Below are 18,771 nucleotides of genomic sequence, written 5' to 3' on the forward strand. Positions count from 1 at the left end.
GTCAGCCGGGGAGGACGCGCGTCACCACGTGCGGGATCCCGCCCCGCCCGCGCACGGCGGTGCGCCAGCCGTCCCCGTCCCGGGCCGCGACGTGCTGCACGGTCGAGCCGAGCAGCAGCGGCTTGGCGAACTGCACGTCCACCGTCAGCGCCTGCGGCAGGCGGGCGTCGAGGGTGGCGAGGCTGCGCGCGGCCGTCCACATGCCGTGGGCGATGGCCCGCTTGAAGCCCAGCAGCCGGGCGCTCGCGGTGGACAGGTGGATGGGGTTCACGTCACCGCTGACTCCGGCGTAGCGGCGGCCGGTGTCGGCGGGCACCCGCCACAGGGCGGGCTGGCCGGCGTCGGGCATCGGCAGGTCCACCGCGTCGTCGGCCACCGCCCCGGCGGGCGCGCTCGCGCCGCGGGCGAGGTAGGTGCTCACACCCCGCCACACCGGCTCCCCGTCACCCGTGCCGACTTCGGCGACCAGGTCCACGACGGCACCGCTGCGGTGGCTGCGCACCGGTGCGGCGCTCGCCCGCACGGTGAGCTCTTCCCCCAGGCGCAGCGGACGGGACTGCTCGATGCGCTGCCGGACGTGGACGAGGCCCACCAGCCGGAACGGGAACGGCTCCGTCACCATCAGGGCCATCTGCGCGCCGAAGCCCAGGATGTGCGGGAACGTCGGCGGCAGGTCGTCGCGCAGCGGGAAGCCGCACACCCGGTCGTAGGCGGCGAGCCGGTCCGCGTCCACTCGCACGCCCCGCTGCTCCAGCGCGGTACGGGTGGGGTCGGCCGACGGGTCGGGCCGGGAGGTGACGGCGCGCGGGTACAGCCGGGCGAGGACGGGCGGGGCGTCGAGGACGCGGACGAAGGGTGCCACGGTGCTCACGCCCCCAGCAGGCTCTGCCCGCACACGCGGACGACCTGCCCGTTCACGCCGCGGCTGCGCGGGTCCGCGAGCCACGCCACCGTCTCGGCGACGTCCTCGGGGCGCCCGCCCTGCTGCAGGCTGTTGGCGCGCCGGCCCATCTCCCGCGTCGCCACGGGCATCCGGGCGGTCATGGCGGTCTCGATGAAGCCGGGCGCGACGGCGTTGGCGGTCATGCCGCGCTTCGCCAGCAGCGGGGCCATCGCCCGCACCGCGCCGATGACGCCGGCCTTGCTGGTGGAGTAGTTCACCTGCCCGCGGTTGCCCGCGATGCCCGACAGCGACGACAGGCACACGAACCGGGCCCCGGCGTGGAGCGCCCCCTCGGTCTCCAGCAGGGCGTCGTCGATGCGCAGCTCGGCGGCGAGGTTCACCTCCAGCACGCTCGCCCACCGGTCGGCGTCGGTGTTGACGAGCAGCTTGTCGCGGGTGATGCCGGCGTTGTGCACGATCACGTCGGCGCCGCCGTGGCGGGTGCGCAGGTGCTCGGCGAGCGCCGCGGGGGCGCTCGCGGAGGTGATGTCGAGGTGCAGCGCCGTTCCGCCGACGCGGTTGGCGACCTGCGCCAGGGCCTCGCCCTGGGCGGCGATGTCGACGCACACCACGTGCGCGCCGCCGCGGGCGAGGGCCTCGGCGATGGCTGCGCCGATGCCCTGCGCGGCTCCGGTGACGACCGCGACGGGACGCTCGCGCTCCTGGGCCGGGGCGGCGGCGGGGGCCGGGCCGACGGTGACGACCTGCCCGTCGACGTAGGCGGAGCGCCCGGAGCAGAAGAACTCCACCGTGGAGGCCCAGTCGGCGGCGCTCGCCCCGGCGCGCACCCGCACCAGGTTCGCGGTCGCACCGGCGCGGGCCTCCTTGGCGGCGGAGCGCACGAAGCCCTCCAGCCCCTGCTGGACGGCGGCGGCGGCCACGGTGGCGGCCTCGTCGACCGCCGCGGCGACGACGAGGAGGCGCCCGCTGGGCGCGAGGCGGCGGAACGCGGGGACGACGGCGGCGCGCACCTGCTCCAGCTCCGCGACCTCCCGCAGGCCGGTGGCGTCGACGACGATGGCTGCGAGGCGCCCGCCGTGGTCGGCGGCCTCCTCGGGCAGCTCGTCGAGCACGTCGGTCCCGGCGGCGCGCAGCAGGTCCGCGAGGTCGGCGCGCAGCGGCGCGAGGCCGGTGCCGACGACCAGGGCGGGGCCGTCCAGCACCCGCTTCCCCGGCTGGGCGCGGCGCAGCTCCGCCGGGCGGGGCAGGCCGAGCTGGGAGCTCAGCCAGGTGCCCGGGGCGGTGCCGACGAACTGGGCGTAGCGGTCGGTGGGCTGGGTGGGCATGGGCTCAGGCCTCCACGATCGCGGTGACGCCCTGGCCGCCGGCGGCGCAGATGGAGATCAGCGCCCGCCCGCCGCCGCGCTCGGACAGCAGCTTCGCGGTGCTCGCGAGGATGCGCGCGCCGGTGGCGGCGAAGGGGTGGCCGGTGGCCAGCGAGGACCCCGCCACGTTGAGCTTCGAGCGGTCGATCGTGCCCAGCGCGGCGGGCAGGCCGAGGCGCTCGCGGCAGTACTCCTCGTCGTTCCAGACGTCGAGGACGGCGAGGACCGTGGCGGCGAAGGCCTCGTGGATCTCGTAGAGGTCGAAGTCCTGCAGGGTGAGGCCGTTGCGCTCCAGCAGCCGCGGCACGGCGTGGGCGCCCGCCATCAGCAGGCCGTCGCCGCCGTGCACGTAGTCCACGGCGGCGGTCTCGGCGTCGACGAGGTGCGCGAGCACGGGCAGGCGGCGCTGCTCGGCCCACTCGTCGCTGGCGAGCAGCACGACCGCGGCGCCGTCGGTGAGGGGGGTGGAGTTGCCCGCCGTCATGGTCGGCTCGGCCAGGTCCGCGGCGCGCCCGGAGCGGCCGAACACCGGCTGCAGGGAGGAGAGCTTCTCCAGGGTGGAGTCGGGGCGCAGGTTGTCGTCGCGCTTCAGCCCCAGGTACGGGGTCACGAGGTCGTCGAAGAAGCCGCGGTCGTAGGCGGCGGTGAGGTTGCGGTGGCTGGCCAGCGCCAGCTCGTCCTGCGCCTGCCGGGGGATCCGGCGCTCCGCGGCCGTGATCGCCATGTGCTCGCCCATGGACAGGCCGGTGCGCGGCTCGGAGTTGCGCGGCGGGGCGGGCACGAGGTTGCCGGGGCGCAGGCGGGAGATCGCCTTGAGCTTCTGCTGCGGGGTGCGGGCGTGGCCGAGGTCCAGCAGGACGCGGCGCAGGCCCTCGTCGACGGCGATCGGGGCGTCGGACGCGGAGTCGGTGCCGCCGGCGATGGCGGAGTCGACCTGGCCGAGGGCGATCTTGTTGGCGACGAGGACGGCGGCCTCCAGGCCGGTGCCGCACGCCTGCTGCACGTCGTAGGCGGGGGTGGTGGGCGCCAGCGCCGTGGAGAGGACGGCCTCACGGGTGAGGTTGAGGTCCCGGCTGTGCTTGAGGACGGCCCCGGCGGCGACCTCGCCGACACGCTCGCCCTGCAGGCCGTAGCGGGCGACGAGACCGTCGATCGCGGCGGTGAGCATGTCCTGGGTGGAGGCCTGCGCGTAGCGCTTGCCGGAACGGGCGAACGGGATGCGGTTGCCGCCCACGATCGCGGCCCGGCGGAGTGCGGGAGCCATCGGATCTCCTCGTCGACATTCGAGTGAACTACTCTGTACGCAAGGTAGCAGGTACTCCGAGTACCGGGTACTGTGAAGCCGTGGACACCGCCGTTCCCCCGCCCGCCGAGCCGCTGCCGGCTGACACCGGGGGCTCCCCTGCCGACGCGGCGCTCCCGGCCCCCGCCCGGCCGGACCGTCGGCGCACGCGCTGGGCCGAGCACCGCCGCACCCGCCGGGAGGAGCTCGTCGAGGCCGCCCTGCGCGCCATCACCCGCCACGGCGCCGGCGTCGGCATGGACGAGATCGCCGCCACCGCGGGCACCAGCAAGACGGCCCTCTACCGGCACTTCACCGACAAGGAGGCCCTCTACCTCGCCGTCGTCGCCCGCGTGAACCGCCTCATCGTCCGCGAGCTCAAGGCGGCCGTCGCCCGCGCCACCACCCCCCGCGAGGCCCTCGCCGGGATCATCGAGACCTACCTGCGGCTCGTCGAGCAGGACCCCGAGGTCTACCGCTTCGTGGTCAAGCACCCGTTCCTCGACCGGGAGGTCTCCTCCGACCCCGTCGGCGGCCTCACCGCCGCCATCGGCGACGAGACCGCCCGCACCCTCACGGCCCAGCTGCGCGCCGCCGGAGCCGGCTCCGAGGCCACCGACGCCCTCGCCCACGGTCTCGTCGGCCTCATCCGGGCCGCCGCCGACCGGTGGATGGCCGCCCCCGAGCGCCTGCCCGCCGAGGTCCTGGCGCGCCACCTGACCACGCTCGCCTGGGGAGGGCTCACGGCCGTCCTCCCGGTGACCGATGACATACCTGGCGGCCCCGGCACCCCGGGCGAACCCAGCACCCCCGGCGGACCCCGAACCGGGGCCACCGCCGTCAGCGCAGCACCGCAGCACGAGGAGGAGCGATGACCGCGACCGACGTCCACGCACCGGAGCGCACCCCGGCCGGCGGCCAGGCACCCGCACGGGCAGCGGAGGAGAGCACCGTCCCCGCCGGCCCCGTCGACACCGAGGCCCTGCGCCGCTTCGTCGACGGCACCTTCCGCGAGCTGCGGGAGAAGTGCCGCGCCGAGCTGCCCCTCGACCTCTTCGAGCCCGCCGACCACCTCACGACGGCCGAGCACCGCGACCGCACCCGCGACCAGCTCCGCCGCATCGTCGCCATGGGCGGCCACGAGCTGGGCTTCTCCTCCCGCTACGGCGGTGGCGACGACCCCGGCGGCCAGGTCAGCCAGTTCGAGATGCTCGGCTTCGGCGACGCCTCCCTGATGATCAAGTCCGGGGTGCAGTTCGGCCTCTTCGCCGGCTCCGTCCAGGCGCTGGGCACCGAGCGCCACCACACCGAGGTCCTCCCCCGCGCGCTGAAGCTCGACCTCGTCGGCTGCTTCGCGATGACCGAGTCCGGGCACGGCTCCGACGTCGCCAGCCTCAGCACCACCGCCACCTACGACGCGGCGACGCAGGAGTTCGTCATCCACTCCCCCGACGCCATGGCGCAGAAGGAGTACATCGGCGGCGCCGCCGAGGACGCCGAGATGGCCGTCGTCTTCGCCCAGCTGGAGACGAAGGGTGAGCGCCACGGCGTGCACGCCCTCCTCGTGCCGATCCGCCGCGACGGGCAGGCGCTGCCCGGCATCACCCTGTCCGACTGCGGCCGCAAGGCCGGCCTCAACGGCGTCGACAACGGCCGGATCATGTTCGACCAGGTACGGGTCCCCCGTACGGCGCTGCTCGACCGCTACGCGCAGGTCGCCGAGGACGGCACCTACTCCAGCCTCATCAAGAGCGCCAACGCCCGCTTCTTCACCATGCTCGGCGCCCTCGTCAAGGGCCGCGTCAGCATCTCCGGCGGGGCGCTGAGCCAGACCAAGATCGCCCTCGCCATCGCCCTGCGCCACGCCCTCAACCGCCGCCAGTTCGGCCGCCCCGGCACCGACGAGGAGGTGCTGCTCCTGGACTACCTCAGCCACCAGCGGCGCCTCCTCATCCCGCTGGCCACCACCTACGCGCTGACCTTCGCCCAGGACGAGCTCCTGCAGGCCATGCACGAGGTCGTCGGCGCCCAGCTGCGCGGCAGGGAGGTCGACACCGTCAAGCAGCGCGCCTTCGAGGCGCAGGCCGCCGGCATGAAGGCCGCCTCCAGCTGGCACGCCACCGCCACCATCCAGACCTGCCGCGAGGCCTGCGGCGGGGCGGGCTACCTCTCCGAGAACCGCCTGCCGCAGCTGAAGGCCGACAGCGACATCTTCACCACCTTCGAGGGCGACAACACCGTCCTGCTCCAGCTCGTCGCCAAGAGCCTGCTGACGCAGTACAAGCAGCAGTTCTCCGACCTCGACACCCTGGGCATGGCGAAGTTCGCCACCCTCGACTTCGTGAGCACCGTGGCCGGGCGCAGCCCCGCCCGCCTGCTCGTGCAGGAGATCATCGACTCCGCCCCGCGCCGCGGCGACGGCGAGGAGGAGCTGCACAGCCGCGCCTGGCAGCTGCAGCTCGTGCAGTACCGCGAGAAGCACGTCGTGGAGACGCTGGCCAAGCGGGCCCGCAGGGCGCAGTCGAAGTCCGAGGGGCGCTCCTTCGAGGCGCTCAACGCCCTGCAGGACCACATGATCATGGCGGGGCGCGCCCACGTGGACCGCGTCGTGCTGGAGGCCTTCACCGCCGCCGTCGCCCGCTGCGAGGACCCGGGCGTCAAGGCGCTGCTGGAGCAGGTGTGCGACCTGCACGCCCTGGCCCTGCTGGAGGCGGAGAAGGGCTGGTACCTGCAGCACCGCCGCATCAGCCCGGTGCGCGCCAAGCAGATCACCCACGCGGTCAACGACGCCCTCGCGAAGCTGCGCCCCCGCACGGAGGAGCTGCTCGCCGGGTTCGGCATCCCCGAGGCGTGGCTGCAGGCCTCCGTGCTGCAGCGCTGAGCCGGCCCGACGTCACGCGAGGAGGGGCCCCGCCACGGTCGTGGCGGGGCCCCTCCTCGTCGTCACCGGCGCGGCGCGCCTCGACCCGCTCGGCGCGACCCGCTCAGGCGGCGGTGGCCCTGGCCGGTCGCAGGGTGAGCCGCACCAGCACCGAGGCCGTGAGCAGCGTCCCCGCGATCGCCAGCGCCATCGGCACCGCGGAGCCCGGCGTGCCGAGCCCCGTCAGCGGCGCCACCGCCGCCCCCACGCCGAACTGCGCCGAGCCCAGCAGCGCGGCCGCCGCCCCCGCCCGCTCGCCGTGGCGGGACAGCGCCACCGCCGCGGCGTTCGGCCCGCACAGCGCCACCACCGCGAGGACCACCCACAGCGGCAGCAGGATCCCGTAGATGCCGCCCAGCCCGGTCAGCGCCGTGACCACCAGCACCAGGCCGGCGACGGCCCCCGCGGTCAGCGCCGCCGTGAGGATCCGCTCCGGCGCGAACCGCCCCAGCAGGACCACGTTCACCTGCGAAGCCGCGACCAGGCCCACCGCCCCCGCCCCGAACACCAGCGCGAACGTGCGCTCGTCGAGGCCGAAGCCCTGCTGCAGCACGAACGGGGAGCCGGAGACGTAGGCGAAGACCGCCGCCATCGTCAGCCCCGCGACCAGCATCATCCCCACGAGCGTCCGGTCGCGCAGCAGCTCGCGGTAGCCGCGCAGGGTCGGGCGCAGGCCGGCGGCGACGCGGCGCTGCGGCGGCAGCGTCTCCCGCAGCGCGAACACCGCCACGGCCATCAGTCCCAGCCCGAAGCAGGCCAGCACCAGGAACACCGTGCGCCAGGAACCGACCTCCAGCACCGCACCGCCCAGCGACGGCGCGAGGACCGGCGCGAGGCCCATCACGAGGATGAGCCGGGACAGCACCGCCGCGGCCGCGCTGCCGCTGAACAGGTCGCGCACCACGGCCATCGCCACGACGCTCGCCGCGGCCACCCCCACGCCCTGCAGGACGCGCAGGGCACCGAGCACCGTGATCGACGGCGCCAGCGCGCACAGCACCGACGTGACGACGTGCAGGGCGATGCCCGCGACGAGGGGCCGCTTGCGGCCGTAGGCGTCGGACAACGGGCCGATGAGGAGCTGCCCCAGGGCCAGGCCGACGAGGGTCCCTGTGAGTGTGAGCTGCACGGCGGACGCGCTGGCGTCCAGGTCCCCGGTCAGGGCCGGCAGCGCCGGCAGGTACATGTCGATGCTCAGCGGGCCCAGCGCGATCAGGCTGCCCAGCACCAGGACGGCGCGCCAGCGCTGGGCGGTCGTCAGGGGTGCGCGCTCCCCGGCCGCCAGGACCGGAACGGTGGCCTCCGGCACCCCGGCGGCACTCGCCTGCTCCGCCTCCTCCTGCGACAGGTGCTGCGGTCTCACGGTCCCCCCTCCCGGCAACCGCCTTCCGGTCGCCCTCCCCCCGACAAGACTCGGGGGCCGCGACGTGTTCCCGCCAGGGGTTTCCCGCGCGTGTCCCAGGCGCGCCCCGCGGGTCCGGGCGCGACGCGCCCCGGTGCGACGGGAGGCCCGTCCGGGTCCCTGCCGGGCCTCCCGTCTGGACGCGGTCGCGGGCGCAGGCGCAGACTCCGTGCGTGGCTGTGGCACCGGTGCCGTCGCGGGCGAGCGTCCTCGTGGGGCGCGACCGCGCGGGCCGCGCGCTGCGCGTGTCCAGCCACCCCGAGATCGACCGCGTCGTCCTCAGCGTCTGGCAGGGTTCCACGTGCGTGGCCACGTTCCGCCTCGCGAGCGCCGACGTCCCCGACCTGGTGCGCGCGCTGACCGCCGCCCTCGTCGACGGCGACGGGTGCGGCGCAGCGGACGCCGAGGACGTGCACGACCGCGCCTGCTGACCCCCACCAGACGGCCTCGGGGCCGCCCGGGAGGGCTCAGCTCGCGACGACCTCCTGCTCGGCGAGACCGCCGCTGACGCCCTGGGAGCGCAGCAGCTCCACGAGCTCCGCGTCCGGGCGCGCCGGGCTCCACAGGAAGCCCTGCGCGCTGTCGCAGCCGTGCCGGCGCAGGAAGTCCTGCTGCCCGGCCGTCTCCACGCCCTCGGCGACCACCGACAGCCCCAGCGCCCCGCCGATGCCGATGACGGCGCGCACGACGGCCGCCGCCGAGGGGTCGTCGGCGATGTCGCGCACGAAGCTGCGGTCCACCTTCAGCACGTCCACGGGGAGCTCGGTGATGCTCGTCAGCGCGCTGTAGCCGGTGCCGAGGTCGTCGACCGCGAGCCGCACCCCGCGCGCCCGCAGCCGCGCCAGGTCCGCCCGCAGCGCGTCGTCGATGACGGCCACGTGGGTCTCGGTGAGCTCCACCACGAGGTTGCGCCCGGGCAGGCCGTGGCGCTCCAGCGCGGCCTCCACGTCGGCGGCGAGGGTGCCCGTCTCCAGCTGCCGGCCCGAGACGTTGACGTGCACGGCCGGCGCGTCCGGGCCGAGGGTCTCCAGCCAGCCCGCCGCCATCCGGCACGAGGCGTCCAGCACCCAGCGCCCGAGCGGGATCATCAGCCAGCTGTGCTCCACCGTCTCCAGGAACGCTCCCGGGAACAGCAGGCCGCGGGTGGGGTGCTGCCAGCGGATCAGCGTCTCCACGGCCGTCGCGCGGCCGGTGACGATGTCCACGACCGGCTGCCCGTACAGGACGAACTCCTCCCGCTCCAGGCCCGCGGCGGCCTCCGCCAGCAGGGCCGAGGCGCGGATCGCGGCCGCGCGGACCTCGACGTCGAAGAGGTGGCTGCGGCCCTTGCCGGAGCGCTTGGCGGTGTACATGGCGTCGTCGGCCTCACCGAGCAGCAGCTCGGCAGTGGTGGCGCGCGTGGACAGCGCCAGGCCGACGCTGACGCCCAGCAGGTGCGCGCCGCTGGGCAGCTGGAACGGCTCGGCGAGGATCGACACGACGCGGTCGGCGATGGCGCGGGCGTCGTTCTCGTCGGTGATGTCCGGGCACAGCAGCGCGAACTCGTCCCCGCCGAGGCGGGCGACGGTGTCACCCGGACGCAGGACGCGCTGCAGGCGGGTGGCGACCTCGCGCAGGAGCGCGTCACCGGCGGCGTGCCCGGCGGCGCCGTTGACCTCCTTGAAGCCGTCGAGGTCGCAGGACAGCAGGGCGAGGCGGGAGTCGTCGCGGCGCGCGGTGGACAGCGCGTGCTGGACGCGGTCCAGCAGCAGCGTGCGGTTGGGCAGGCCCGTCAGGGCGTCGCGCAGCGCCACCTCCCGCAGCTGCTCCTCCAGCGCGAGGCGCTCGGAGACGTCGGTCATGGTGACCAGCGCCCCGAGGGGAGAACCGCCGTCACCGGTCACAGGACGGGCAGAGCAACGCAGTGCTCGCAGGGCCTGCCCGGGCACGGCCAGGACGACGTCGGCGTCCTCGACGCACTCCCCCGCGAGGGCGCGCGCCAGGGGCGTCCGCTGCGCAGGGAGAGCGGTGCGGGCGTCGCCGTCGCGCAGCGGGACGTCCAGGACGGCCTGAGCGTCGGTGTCCGGTGCGAGGCCGAACCACTGGCGCGCGGCGGCGTTGACGGCCGTCACCGCACCGTCGGCACCGGCGGTGATCACACCCACGGGGAGGGTCTCGAGCAGCGCGTGCAGGAAGGCGGGGGCGGCGGGTGCGGGCGTGCCGGTCGTTGCGGCTCGCGCCTCCGGTCGCTGCTGCGGCACGGGGTCCTCCGGATGATCGGGCGCTCCGGATGAGTCGCCGCCACGGAAGGCATCGTCAGCCCGGTGGGGCGCCTTGAGCACCGGGGCGGCGGCTTCCCCCGCGCCGCCCCGTCCACTCCAGCAGCCGCTCCACGGGCCAGGTGTTGACGACCCGCTCCGCGGGCACCCCGCACTCGGCGGCGCGGGCGCAGCCGAGGGCCTGCCAGTCGAGCTGGCCGGGGGCGTGCGCGTCGGTGTCGATCGCGAACAGGCAGCCCGCGGCCACGGCGCGCCGCAGCAGGTCCCGCGGGGGGTCGAGGCGGTCGGGGCGGCAGTTCACCTCCACGGCGACGCCGTGCTCGGCGCAGGCGGCGAACACCGCCTCGGCGTCGAAGGTGCTCTGCGGGCGCGGCTTCGACCCCAGCAGGCGGCCGGTGCAGTGCCCGAGCACGTCCATCCGGCCGCCGCCGACCGCGGCCAGCATCCGCTCCGTCATGGCGTCGGCGTCCATGCGCAGCTTGGAGTGCACGGAGGCGACGACCACGTCCAGGCGGGCGAGGAGGTCGTCGTCGCAGTCCAGGGAGCCGTCGTCGAGGACGTCGACCTCGATGCCCGCGAGCAGCCGGAACGGCGCCAGGCGGGGCGCGAGCGCCGCGATCGCGTCGAGCTGGCGCTCCCGGCGCTCGCGGGAGAGGCCGTTGGCCACGCGCAGCCGGGCGGAGTGGTCGGTCAGGGCGGCGTACTCGTGCCCCAGCTCCGCGGCGGTGCGCGCCATCTCCTCCAGCGGGCTGCCGCCGTCGGAGTCGTCGGAGTGCAGGTGCAGGTCCCCGCGCAGGGCCGCCCGCAGCTCCTCCCCACCGGTGGCCAGCGGGACGGCGTCCGCCTCCAGCCACCGCAGGTACTCGGGCACCGCGTCGGCGAGGGCCTCGGCGACGACCCCGGCGGTCGTGGACCCGAGCCCCGGCAGCTCGGTCAGGGTCCCCTCCTCGGCGCGGCGGCGCACCTCCCCCGCCGCCAGCCCGTCGACGACGGCCGCGGCACGGCGGAAGGCCCGCACCCGGTGCGTCGCGGCGCCGGCCCGCTCCAGCAGGAACGCGCAGCGCCGCAGGGCGGATCCGGGGTCCACGGTGGCCTCCTCCGGCGCTCGGCGTGCGGGTCCGGCCGCCACTGTGCACGATCTGGAGGTGCCGCGCCTGCGCCGCTCCTCGTGCTCCACCCCCGGCTTCACCCGCCGCCGGGCCGGTCGCGGCTGGGTCTACCTCGACACGGACGGCACGCGGATCACCGACCCCGACGTGGTCCGGCGCATCGAGGAGCTCGCGATCCCCCCGGCCTACCGCGACGTGTGGATCTGCCCCTGGCCCAACGGCCACCTGCAGGCCGTGGGCACCGACGAGCGCGGCCGGCGGCAGTACCGCTACCACGAGCAGTGGCGCGCCCAGCGGGACCGGCTCAAGCACGAGCGGGTCCTGCAGGTCGCCGACGAACTGCCCCGCGCCCGCCAGGTCGTCGCGCAGCACCTGGCGCTGCCCGGGATGCCGCGGGAGCGGGCACTGGCCACGGCGTTCCGGCTGCTCGACCTGGGCTTCTTCCGGGTGGGCGGGGAGACCTACGCGGAGGAGAACGGCTCCTACGGCCTGGCGACCCTGCGCCGCGAGCACGTGCGGGAGCACGACGGGGAGCTGGTGTTCTCCTACGTCGCCAAGTCCGGCAAGGACCGCAGGGCCGTCATCGCCGATCCCGCGGTGCGGGCGGCGGTGCGGGCGATGAAGCGCCGCCGCGGCGGCGGTGACGACCTGCTGGCCTGGAAGGAGCGTGCGGGGCGCTGGCACGACGTGACCAGCACGGACGTCAACGAGTACCTGCACGAGGTGATCGGCCCCGAGGTGTCCGCGAAGGACTTCCGCACCTGGCACGCCACCGTGCTGGCGGCGGTCGCACTGGCGGTGTCGGCGTCGGTGTGCGGCAGCCCCACGGCGCGCGCCCGGGCGGTCGCCCGCGCCTGCCGGGAGGTCTCGGAGTATCTCGGCAACACCCCCGCCGTCGCCCGCAGCAGCTACATCGACCCGCGGGTGGTCGACCTCTTCCACGACGGGGTCACCATCGAGCCGGTGCTGCGCGACCTGGGGGCCGAGGCCGAGTTCGGCCACCCCGCCACGCACGGGGCGATCGAGCTGGCGGTGCAATGCCTGCTGCGGGACGAGCCGGTCGCGCCGCAGCGGCGGGCGGCCTGAGGGGAGCGTCACCCGCGCTGCGGGGTACCGCCTTGGTCACCGTGGACGCATACCCCTATGCTGGACCACGTCCTCCGACGGGTCCTGGCGTTGACGGACGCGAGCATCCTCCGGAAGCTGGCGCCCTCATCGTCTAGCGGCCTAGGACTCCGCCCTTTCAAGGCGGCAGCACGGGTTCGAATCCCGTTGGGGGCACGTCCGGGCCACCACGGTCGGAAGCACCACCCAGCACCTAGTACGATCGGGTGCAGCACGAAGCCTCACCACGAGGCCCCGTAGCGCAGTTGGTTAGCGCGCCGCCCTGTCACGGCGGAGGTCGCGGGTTCGAGTCCCGTCGGGGTCGCTCGCCGTACCGGAGTTCCGGTCGCGGCTGGGCCAGGTAGCTCAGTTGGTACGAGCGTCCGACTGAAAATCGGAAGGTCGGCGGTTCGACCCCGCCCCTGGCCACCACAACGAGACATCGCGAAGGGCCCCTGAGCTGCAGAGATGCAGGCGGGGGCCCTTCGCGTGGGCGGGGCGGACCGTCCGGCCGCAGGCGCCTGTCAGGGCTGTGTCAGCAGCGGCCTGCCGAGGTCCTTGCCATTCCATGATCGGCCGCGCCATGATCGTGCTCCATCAGCGGCACGGGCGGGCGCGCGTGGGAAACGGCCAGTCCGCAGCGCGGCCTCAAGTCGCGATCATCAAATGTCGACCTCTGGAGCATGCGTCGCCTGCGACCCGCCCTTGCCGCCTGCCTCGCCGTCGTCGCGGTGGGGGGCGTCGCGGCGGTGACGGTCCCCCGGGTACAGGAGCACGTCGACAACCAGAACCTGCAGCAGGCGGTGGCTGCAGCTCGCGCCATCCCCACCCCAGCGGGGGCCGCTGACTCGCCGATCTGCCGAGATGACCTGCTCGTCGCCTGCTGGGAGGTCGACAAGCCGTTCCAGCAGATCGCCACGTCACTGGCAGACGCCCTCAGTGATCAGGCAGGGCAGCCGGTCGACCAAGAGTGCCGGCCTGAGCCACCCGCCGCCGGGCAGGCAGTGGAGAGTGCCCGGGAAGGCCGGGGGCAGTGCTCCCTCAAGGTCAGCTTCGGCGACCGTGGCGTCAACCTTGTCATCAGCTCCCTCACCGCGGCCAACTCCAAGGTCATCACTGATGTGGGGACCTTGGTGAGTGTGACGCCCTACTGACCCACGGGTCGGAAGCCCTGCGCATCCTCTGACGTCGCCGGCGGGTCGTGATCGCGCCCGCAGCGCGGCATCAGACCGCCAGCAGGAAGAGTCTGCGCAGTGAGCGCGCAGTGGGTCAGTGGACCCTTTTCAGCAGCGGCTCGCGCTGCTGACGCATGTTGAGTGGCTGGCCACCGGCTCAAGATCAGGTGCTCGAAGCCGATTGAAGGACATGACCAGCGAGCAGCCTGCCTCCCGGCGTCTACGCATGCCCTACGTCCTGGGTCTGGCTGGCGCTCTGGCGGTGGCCGGGACGGTGACCTGGGTGCAGTCCCAGCCGACCGCCGAGGAGCGGGAGCTGGCCCGTCAGCAGCGCAGCACGGTGGCCATGCAGAGCATCCAGTGGCCCAGCGACTTCAAGACCGTCTCCTACGTCGACGGCTGCGCCACCGGCCAGGGCATGATCTGCTTTCTCACCGACCGCAGCCCCAGCGAAGCCGCCGCAGTGGTCGCCGAGCTGATCGCCGCCGCTCCAGGAGACATCGAGGCGCGCAGGGGCATGCCCGGCGCCCCGGAGGACAGCCTGGTGATGAGCGGCACCCACCAGGGCGAGGCCGTCTCCGCCGCCATCGCCGCCCACCGCCTCACCCCGATGGACGTCTCACCCGGCAAGTTCAGCGGCGGCTCGACCGTCAACGTGGCGCACAGCCACCACTGATCAACCTGGCGTCCGGGTCTCCTCGCAGTGCGGCACCTGCGACGGCCTGAGGCCGACGCGGCCGCCCGCTCCTCGGCATGGTCGGGCGTCACTGGCCGCTCATGATCGCGCTCCATCAGCGACACGAGCGCGCATCTGAGGCGTTCAGGCAACGGGCCTGCCTGCTCAGCGGGTGAGGCCCGAGATGGATTTCGCCTCCACCGGGAGCTGGATGGGCGCGGGCTGGAAGTGAGGGAAGGGGTCGGAGCCGTAGTTGAGTGGGTCGCGATCGACGTCCGCCCGAGCGGTCCTCATCTCGACTGGCGCCTGGCCGTTGTCGTGCGCGCCGCTGTCCGTGGGGTCGGGCAGGTAGTCGAGGTCGTCCACGACGCTCACCGAGGACTCCGGCCAGAAGCTGCGTCCTTCCGGCGCGGGCCCCTCCCCGATTGAGACGGCGGCGAGCTGGGGCGCCGAGGAGGGGGGCTCTTCACCGTGCAGGTGAAGGCCTCCGAGGGTGAGGGCGGAGCCTGCGACCACGGCCAGGGCGAGGAAGGCGGAACGCGAGCGGTGTGCGTGCATGGAGCGCCCCTACGGCCATGTGGGTGATGTGGTCGTTGCCCGTATCGGCATCCCGCACCCTCGGCTTGAGGCACGGCCGCACCGGCACGATCGATGTTGAACGGCCGCCATGATCGCGCCCGCAGTGCGGCGGAGTCGGATGTTCGTCCGGCGCTGCGTAAGTGCCTTCAGTGCCTCGGGGTCGTGACGGGCGTGCGGGTTGGCTCGACGCTGATGATGTCGCCCGGCTGGCAGCCCAGGACGTCGCAGATGGCGGTCAGGGTGGAGAACCGGATGGCCTTGGCGCGGTTGTTCTTCAGGATCGAGACGTTGGCCAGGGTCATCCCCACTGCTTCGGCCAGGGCGGTAAGGGTCATGCCGCGGGCGCTGAGCACGTCGTCGAGGTGGATGCGGATGCGGTGGGTCTCGGTGTCCGGGGCCATCAGACGAGCCCGTCGACGTCCTGGCGCATTCGCACGCCCTGGCTCCACACCAGGGCCAGCACCGCGAGCAGCACGCCGGTCAGGGCGGGGAAGACCCCCGGGATGCGACTCATGGTGATCTCGTTGGCGGCCCGCGAGGTCGGCGTCAGCAGCGGTTCGGCGAACAGGGACCAGGCCGGGCCCAGGAGGCTGCCACCCAGGCCGACGAGAAGGGCAAGGGCGACCAGTCGGCGGGTGTTGGCGGCGGTGAAGGGGCCCTCGGGCATACGCACGGAACGGACCAGGCGCCACAGCAGCCAGATGCCGGCGGTGACAAGCGCGGCCCAGGCGACGTCCTTGCTGAGGAAGAGGGCCCAGTCGCGCCACTCCCCGTCGAGGGGGTAGGGCCCGGGACGCCACAGGGAGGCACCACTGATCACCGAGGCCCAGAGTGCGACCGCGGTGAGCAGGAGCAGTACCTCGGTCGAGCGCAGCAGGGTCTTGCGCCCCGCGGCTCGCCTGATGGGCAGAGCGACGTGCACGAGCACCATCCTTATCGTCAATCGATGTTATCGAGGAACGATAGCGCAAGCCTGTGACGTCATCCGCTCTTCGGCATGGTCGGACGTCGCCCGCCGCCATGATCGCGCCCCATCAGCGTCAAAGGCGGATGTGTCGGGGAGCTCAGTCGACGTAGCGGAGTCGGATGTCTGCCGCTTCAGCGAGCCGCTCGGCGGACGCGGCGAAGGAGGTGCCCTCAGCGCGCATGACGAAGGTGATGACGTCTCCGCCCTCGCCGCAGCCGAAGCAGTGCCACCGGCCGATGCGCGCTCTGACGGCCAGGTTCGCCGCCTGGTCGTCATGGAAGGGGCACTGGCCCCGGAGCTGTTCATTGGGCCCCGCCGCGAGGGGGGTGTGCTCAGCGATGACGGCCGCCAGGTCCGTCTCCTGCTCGATGCGCCTCAGGTCGTCAGGATGAATGTGGCCTGTCACGGCCGCAGGGTAGGTCGCGAGCCGGGAAGGGCGACGAGGAGGACCGTCCGCTCGTCGCCGGTGAGGACGCTGGGGGTCCCCATGATCGCGCACTGAGGGCGGCGTGAGCGTGTGGCCGGACCACTGCTTCGTTGCAGCCGACGTGCCGGCGGAGCGGCCGCCGGTGCTCACTGTCCGAAGGTGTAGCGCAGGTTGGCGTTGATGAGCTGGTTGAGTCGCCGGCACATGTGGCCCAGCAGCGAGGCGTCTGGCATCTCGCCGTCGACGAGGAGCGTCCAACGCAGCTCGGTGCCTTGCCCTGAACCATCAGGAGGCAGGTCGAAGCGGACCTGGGCGTCAGGTCGGCGCGGCCACAACGAGGACCAGACGACGAGGTGGGGCTCGTCGGCGACCAGCAGGTGAGGGCGCTGCTCGTCGTCGAGCAAGTCCAACCAGGGTCGCGCGGAATCACGGTCGGGGTGAGTGAGGGCCTCGAAGACGATCCGCGGCGGCGCGGGCTGCCTCTTGCGGCGGCTACCGACTTCGAGCATCCGAGGATCGTAGGAACGACCGCAGCAGCACGGCGAATCGCGCCCGCAGCGCGTCAAATGCGGATGTTCGCGTGGCGGCTGGGTGTGCTCTCCACGTGTGTGGCCGGAGCGGTGCCCGGGCAGGGCTAGTCCAGGTGCTCGCCCCAGCGGACCGGGGACTTCACGAGCAGCAGGGAGCCGCCATCATCGCTGCGCAGGTGGGTGATGGCACCGTCCCAGTTCCTCTTGTGCAGGATCTTGGGTCTGCCGGCGGCGACCATGCGGGCGACGTCGGCCTCGTCGAACCAGCGGTAGCCGCAGTCACCATTACAGCCGCAGGCGTCCCACCCCAGGATGGCCCCGCCCTGTGCGACCACGAAGGCGTCCTCAGCGCTCACGCCCTTGGTGACCAGACGGAAGCCACGGCCGCCGGGACCCAGCAGGTCGAAGGGCGGTGGGTCGGCGGGAGCTGCCTTGACTGCCTCGACGACCTCGGCGAAGGAGGGAGGACGGCGCCGCGCTGCCATGACTCAGTATCTGCCGAGAACCAGCGGGAGGACAGGGCGCAGCCACGCCCTCAGCGCGGCAGGGTCGGATGTTGGGCACTTGTCTCAAGGTCCGCGGCGTTGCCGCAGAGGCCGGTCGTCGCCGTCGTGGCCGTAGCTGATCTCAATGTCGGATAGCTCGTTCTGCAGCTGGTAGGCCAGGCGCAGGCCCTCCTGCTGCCAGGCTCGCTCCTGCTCGGCATCGGGCCAGCGGTAGTCGGTCCACCCCAGAGCGTGGAAGCGCTTGTTCCATGCCCGCAGCTGCTCGACGAGCCCGGGACTGGCGCCGAGCTCGGTCGGGTCGACCGTGCCCATGTGGTCCAGGTCGCTGTCCCATACCGGGTCCTGATCGCTCCACTCAGCGAAGACGCGCAGGGCGACGGGGCGGTAGGACTCCTCCACCGGCTGAGCGTCTCACCTGCACCTCGGTTCGAGGCAGGGCCCTGCTGCAGCTGCTCGTTGCCCCCTGTCCGACCGCTCGCTCTTCGGCAAAGGTGTGCGTCTGGCGGTCGTCACGATCACGCCCTCAGGGCGGCCTGCGCGGATGTTCGGCGAGGTGGGTGCTGCCTCAGCCCGGTGGATGTGGGCGCTGCCAGCTGAGGGTGTCGAGGTGGGGGTGCCGGCGCACGGCGTCGATGAGGTCACGCGGGCCGCTGACGTGGCTGGCCCACAGGTCGTAGTCGGTCCACACCAGCCAGGAGCGGTCGGCGGGCCAGAGGTTGCTCGGGGTGAAGTCGTAGGGGCCGCGCGGGGACAGGATCTGCTCCAGGTCGCCGAGGCGGCACCGGTAGGTGACGGGGTGGTCGTAGTCGCCGGTGATGAGGGGGCAGTAGTAGGCGTAGACCTCGGTGCTCGCCCCGTCGCCGCAGTGCTGCAGGAGCACCTGCAGCAGGGCGCGGAAGGACACCTCATCCAGCGTCCCTTCGCAGGGGCCGTGGAGCGTCTGGGGCCAGGGGCCGGGAGAGAACCAGCGGAAGCACGGCGGCACGTCCAGGCTCGCCGGCTCGCGCATGCCGGGCAGCTCCGCCCAGCGTCGCCGGAGCCAGCCCGGCGCCGGGTGTTGGCTGTCCGGCGAGCCGGCCCCGCCGACGTCGTCTGCGCCGCGGTCCGGGCCCAGAGCCGGGCGGTCGGCCTCGCCCGGATCGAGGTAGGCGGCGTGCAGGATCCAGGTGCTGGTCTCACCGACAGCGTGCTCGAAGCCCGTCAGGCCCTCCTGGGCGGGGGACTCGCCCAGCCAGGTGAGGGTCGAGGCGTCGCGCAGCAGCGTCATGCCGGAGACCTCGATCACCTGTCCAGCATCTCCTGCGACAGCCAGCTGGGGCTTGACGAACATCCTCAATTCGGCAGAAGAGTGCGTTCGGGGCCGATCATGATTGGGTCTGGTGTGCAACTACTTGTCCACTTGACGTTCGGGCCAGTTGTCCTGCCTGAGCTGGGGTGGAAGTGCTCAGACGACGCTGCGCCCGCGTGCCGGGGTGAACCGCCCCGGCGAGTCCGGAGACTCCGTTCCTTGGGAAGGATGGAGTCATGTCAGGGAGCACGTCCAAGCGTTACCCCGCGGAGTTGCGTGA

Annotated in this window: 20 protein-coding genes and 3 tRNA genes; 9 read left to right on the forward strand and 14 right to left on the reverse strand. The window is 73.6% G+C overall.

What is annotated here, in order from left to right; genetic code table 11:
* Position 1 precedes the first annotated feature (1 nt).
* The 3 genes from CLV92_RS23140 to CLV92_RS18810 are packed head-to-tail and all read right to left on the reverse strand — an operon-like array spanning position 2 to position 3,532.
* On the reverse strand, positions 2–871 hold the full coding sequence (locus CLV92_RS23140; protein WP_211291276.1) for a MaoC/PaaZ C-terminal domain-containing protein: 870 nt from the start codon (positions 869–871) through the stop codon (positions 2–4).
* Positions 868–2,229 (reverse strand): 3-oxoacyl-ACP reductase, encoded by a 1,362-nt coding sequence (locus CLV92_RS18805; RefSeq protein WP_104435320.1) that lies wholly within the window; start codon positions 2,227–2,229, stop codon positions 868–870. Before CLV92_RS18805 ends, CLV92_RS23140 begins: the two co-directional genes overlap by 4 nt.
* A 4-nt stretch (positions 2,230–2,233) precedes the next feature.
* A complete protein-coding gene (locus tag CLV92_RS18810) occupies positions 2,234–3,532 on the reverse strand; it encodes an acetyl-CoA C-acetyltransferase (protein WP_104435322.1) in 1,299 nt (432 codons plus the stop codon).
* Positions 3,533–3,612: 80 nt separating this feature from the next.
* On the opposite strand from CLV92_RS18810, the gene CLV92_RS18815 reads away from it, so the two are divergent.
* The gene (locus tag CLV92_RS18815) at positions 3,613–4,425 is read left to right on the forward strand and encodes a TetR/AcrR family transcriptional regulator (RefSeq protein ID WP_211291277.1); all 813 of its coding nucleotides are present in this window, start codon (positions 3,613–3,615) and stop codon (positions 4,423–4,425) included.
* The gene (locus tag CLV92_RS18820; RefSeq protein ID WP_104435323.1) at positions 4,422–6,431 is read left to right on the forward strand and encodes an acyl-CoA dehydrogenase family protein; all 2,010 of its coding nucleotides are present in this window, start codon (positions 4,422–4,424) and stop codon (positions 6,429–6,431) included. The genes CLV92_RS18815 and CLV92_RS18820 overlap by 4 nt, the downstream gene beginning before the upstream one ends.
* A 103-nt stretch (positions 6,432–6,534) precedes the next feature.
* On the opposite strand, the gene CLV92_RS18825 is transcribed toward CLV92_RS18820, so the two are convergent.
* Positions 6,535–7,818: a multidrug effflux MFS transporter gene (locus tag CLV92_RS18825; protein WP_483867480.1), complete on the reverse strand. Its 1,284-nt coding sequence runs from the start codon at positions 7,816–7,818 to the stop codon at positions 6,535–6,537.
* A gap of 227 nt (positions 7,819–8,045) precedes the next feature.
* Between CLV92_RS18825 and CLV92_RS18830 the strand changes: the two genes are divergently transcribed.
* On the forward strand, positions 8,046–8,303 hold the full coding sequence (locus tag CLV92_RS18830) for a hypothetical protein (protein WP_146099651.1): 258 nt from the start codon (positions 8,046–8,048) through the stop codon (positions 8,301–8,303).
* A 36-nt stretch (positions 8,304–8,339) separates the two neighbouring features.
* Here the strand turns inward: CLV92_RS18830 and CLV92_RS18835 are convergent, their stop codons facing one another.
* Both CLV92_RS18835 and CLV92_RS18840 read right to left on the reverse strand, forming a co-directional pair.
* Positions 8,340–10,112 carry a putative bifunctional diguanylate cyclase/phosphodiesterase gene (locus CLV92_RS18835; protein WP_158257334.1) on the reverse strand — a complete coding sequence of 591 codons (1,773 nt, stop codon included), beginning with the start codon at positions 10,110–10,112 and terminating at the stop codon, positions 8,340–8,342.
* A 55-nt stretch (positions 10,113–10,167) separates the two neighbouring features.
* Positions 10,168–11,217, reverse strand: a complete 1,050-nt coding sequence (locus CLV92_RS18840; RefSeq protein ID WP_104435376.1) for a PHP domain-containing protein — start codon at positions 11,215–11,217, stop codon at positions 10,168–10,170.
* Positions 11,218–11,275: 58 nt separating this feature from the next.
* Here CLV92_RS18840 and CLV92_RS18845 point away from each other — a divergent pair, with 58 nt between their 5' ends.
* The 6 genes from CLV92_RS18845 to CLV92_RS18870 all read left to right on the forward strand — a co-directional run bounded on the left by CLV92_RS18845 (position 11,276) and on the right by CLV92_RS18870 (position 14,194).
* Complete coding sequence (locus CLV92_RS18845; RefSeq protein WP_104435377.1) at positions 11,276–12,325, forward strand: DNA topoisomerase IB; 1,050 nt, start codon at positions 11,276–11,278, stop codon at positions 12,323–12,325.
* Between the two features lie 122 nt (positions 12,326–12,447).
* Positions 12,448–12,520: transfer RNA gene (locus CLV92_RS18850), tRNA-Glu, on the forward strand.
* 74 nt (positions 12,521–12,594) lie between these two features.
* Positions 12,595–12,668 (forward strand) — tRNA-Asp (locus CLV92_RS18855).
* 30 nt (positions 12,669–12,698) lie between these two features.
* Positions 12,699–12,775: transfer RNA gene (locus tag CLV92_RS18860), tRNA-Phe, on the forward strand.
* Between the two features lie 251 nt (positions 12,776–13,026).
* Positions 13,027–13,497 (forward strand): hypothetical protein, encoded by a 471-nt coding sequence (locus CLV92_RS18865; RefSeq protein WP_104435328.1) that lies wholly within the window; start codon positions 13,027–13,029, stop codon positions 13,495–13,497.
* Positions 13,498–13,744: 247 nt separating this feature from the next.
* Complete coding sequence (locus CLV92_RS18870; RefSeq protein ID WP_104435329.1) at positions 13,745–14,194, forward strand: hypothetical protein; 450 nt, start codon at positions 13,745–13,747, stop codon at positions 14,192–14,194.
* Between the two features lie 165 nt (positions 14,195–14,359).
* Here CLV92_RS18870 and CLV92_RS21135 read toward each other — a convergent pair whose 3' ends face one another.
* From CLV92_RS21135 to CLV92_RS18910, 8 genes are all read right to left on the reverse strand, one after another.
* Positions 14,360–14,569, reverse strand: coding sequence for a hypothetical protein (locus tag CLV92_RS21135; protein WP_146099652.1), 210 nt, complete (start codon positions 14,567–14,569; stop codon positions 14,360–14,362).
* Between the two features lie 350 nt (positions 14,570–14,919).
* On the reverse strand, positions 14,920–15,174 hold the full coding sequence (locus tag CLV92_RS18880; protein ID WP_104435333.1) for a helix-turn-helix domain-containing protein: 255 nt from the start codon (positions 15,172–15,174) through the stop codon (positions 14,920–14,922).
* Entirely contained in the window at positions 15,174–15,695 is a 522-nt protein-coding gene (locus CLV92_RS18885; RefSeq protein WP_158257335.1) for a DUF2975 domain-containing protein, read from the reverse strand. The genes CLV92_RS18880 and CLV92_RS18885 overlap by 1 nt, the downstream gene beginning before the upstream one ends.
* A gap of 142 nt (positions 15,696–15,837) precedes the next feature.
* Positions 15,838–16,146, reverse strand: coding sequence for a CHC2 zinc finger domain-containing protein (locus CLV92_RS21665; RefSeq protein WP_158257336.1), 309 nt, complete (start codon positions 16,144–16,146; stop codon positions 15,838–15,840).
* 167 nt (positions 16,147–16,313) lie between these two features.
* Positions 16,314–16,676 carry a hypothetical protein gene (locus CLV92_RS18895; protein WP_104435339.1) on the reverse strand — a complete coding sequence of 121 codons (363 nt, stop codon included), beginning with the start codon at positions 16,674–16,676 and terminating at the stop codon, positions 16,314–16,316.
* 125 nt (positions 16,677–16,801) lie between these two features.
* A complete protein-coding gene (locus tag CLV92_RS18900) occupies positions 16,802–17,182 on the reverse strand; it encodes a hypothetical protein (protein WP_104435341.1) in 381 nt (126 codons plus the stop codon).
* 84 nt (positions 17,183–17,266) lie between these two features.
* On the reverse strand, positions 17,267–17,602 hold the full coding sequence (locus CLV92_RS18905) for a hypothetical protein (protein ID WP_104435140.1): 336 nt from the start codon (positions 17,600–17,602) through the stop codon (positions 17,267–17,269).
* Positions 17,603–17,768: 166 nt separating this feature from the next.
* Entirely contained in the window at positions 17,769–18,488 is a 720-nt protein-coding gene (locus CLV92_RS18910; RefSeq protein WP_104435343.1) for a hypothetical protein, read from the reverse strand.
* Positions 18,489–18,771 lie beyond the last annotated feature (283 nt).

The organism is Kineococcus xinjiangensis (assembly GCF_002934625.1).
Classification (GTDB): domain Bacteria; phylum Actinomycetota; class Actinomycetes; order Actinomycetales; family Kineococcaceae; genus Kineococcus_A; species Kineococcus_A xinjiangensis.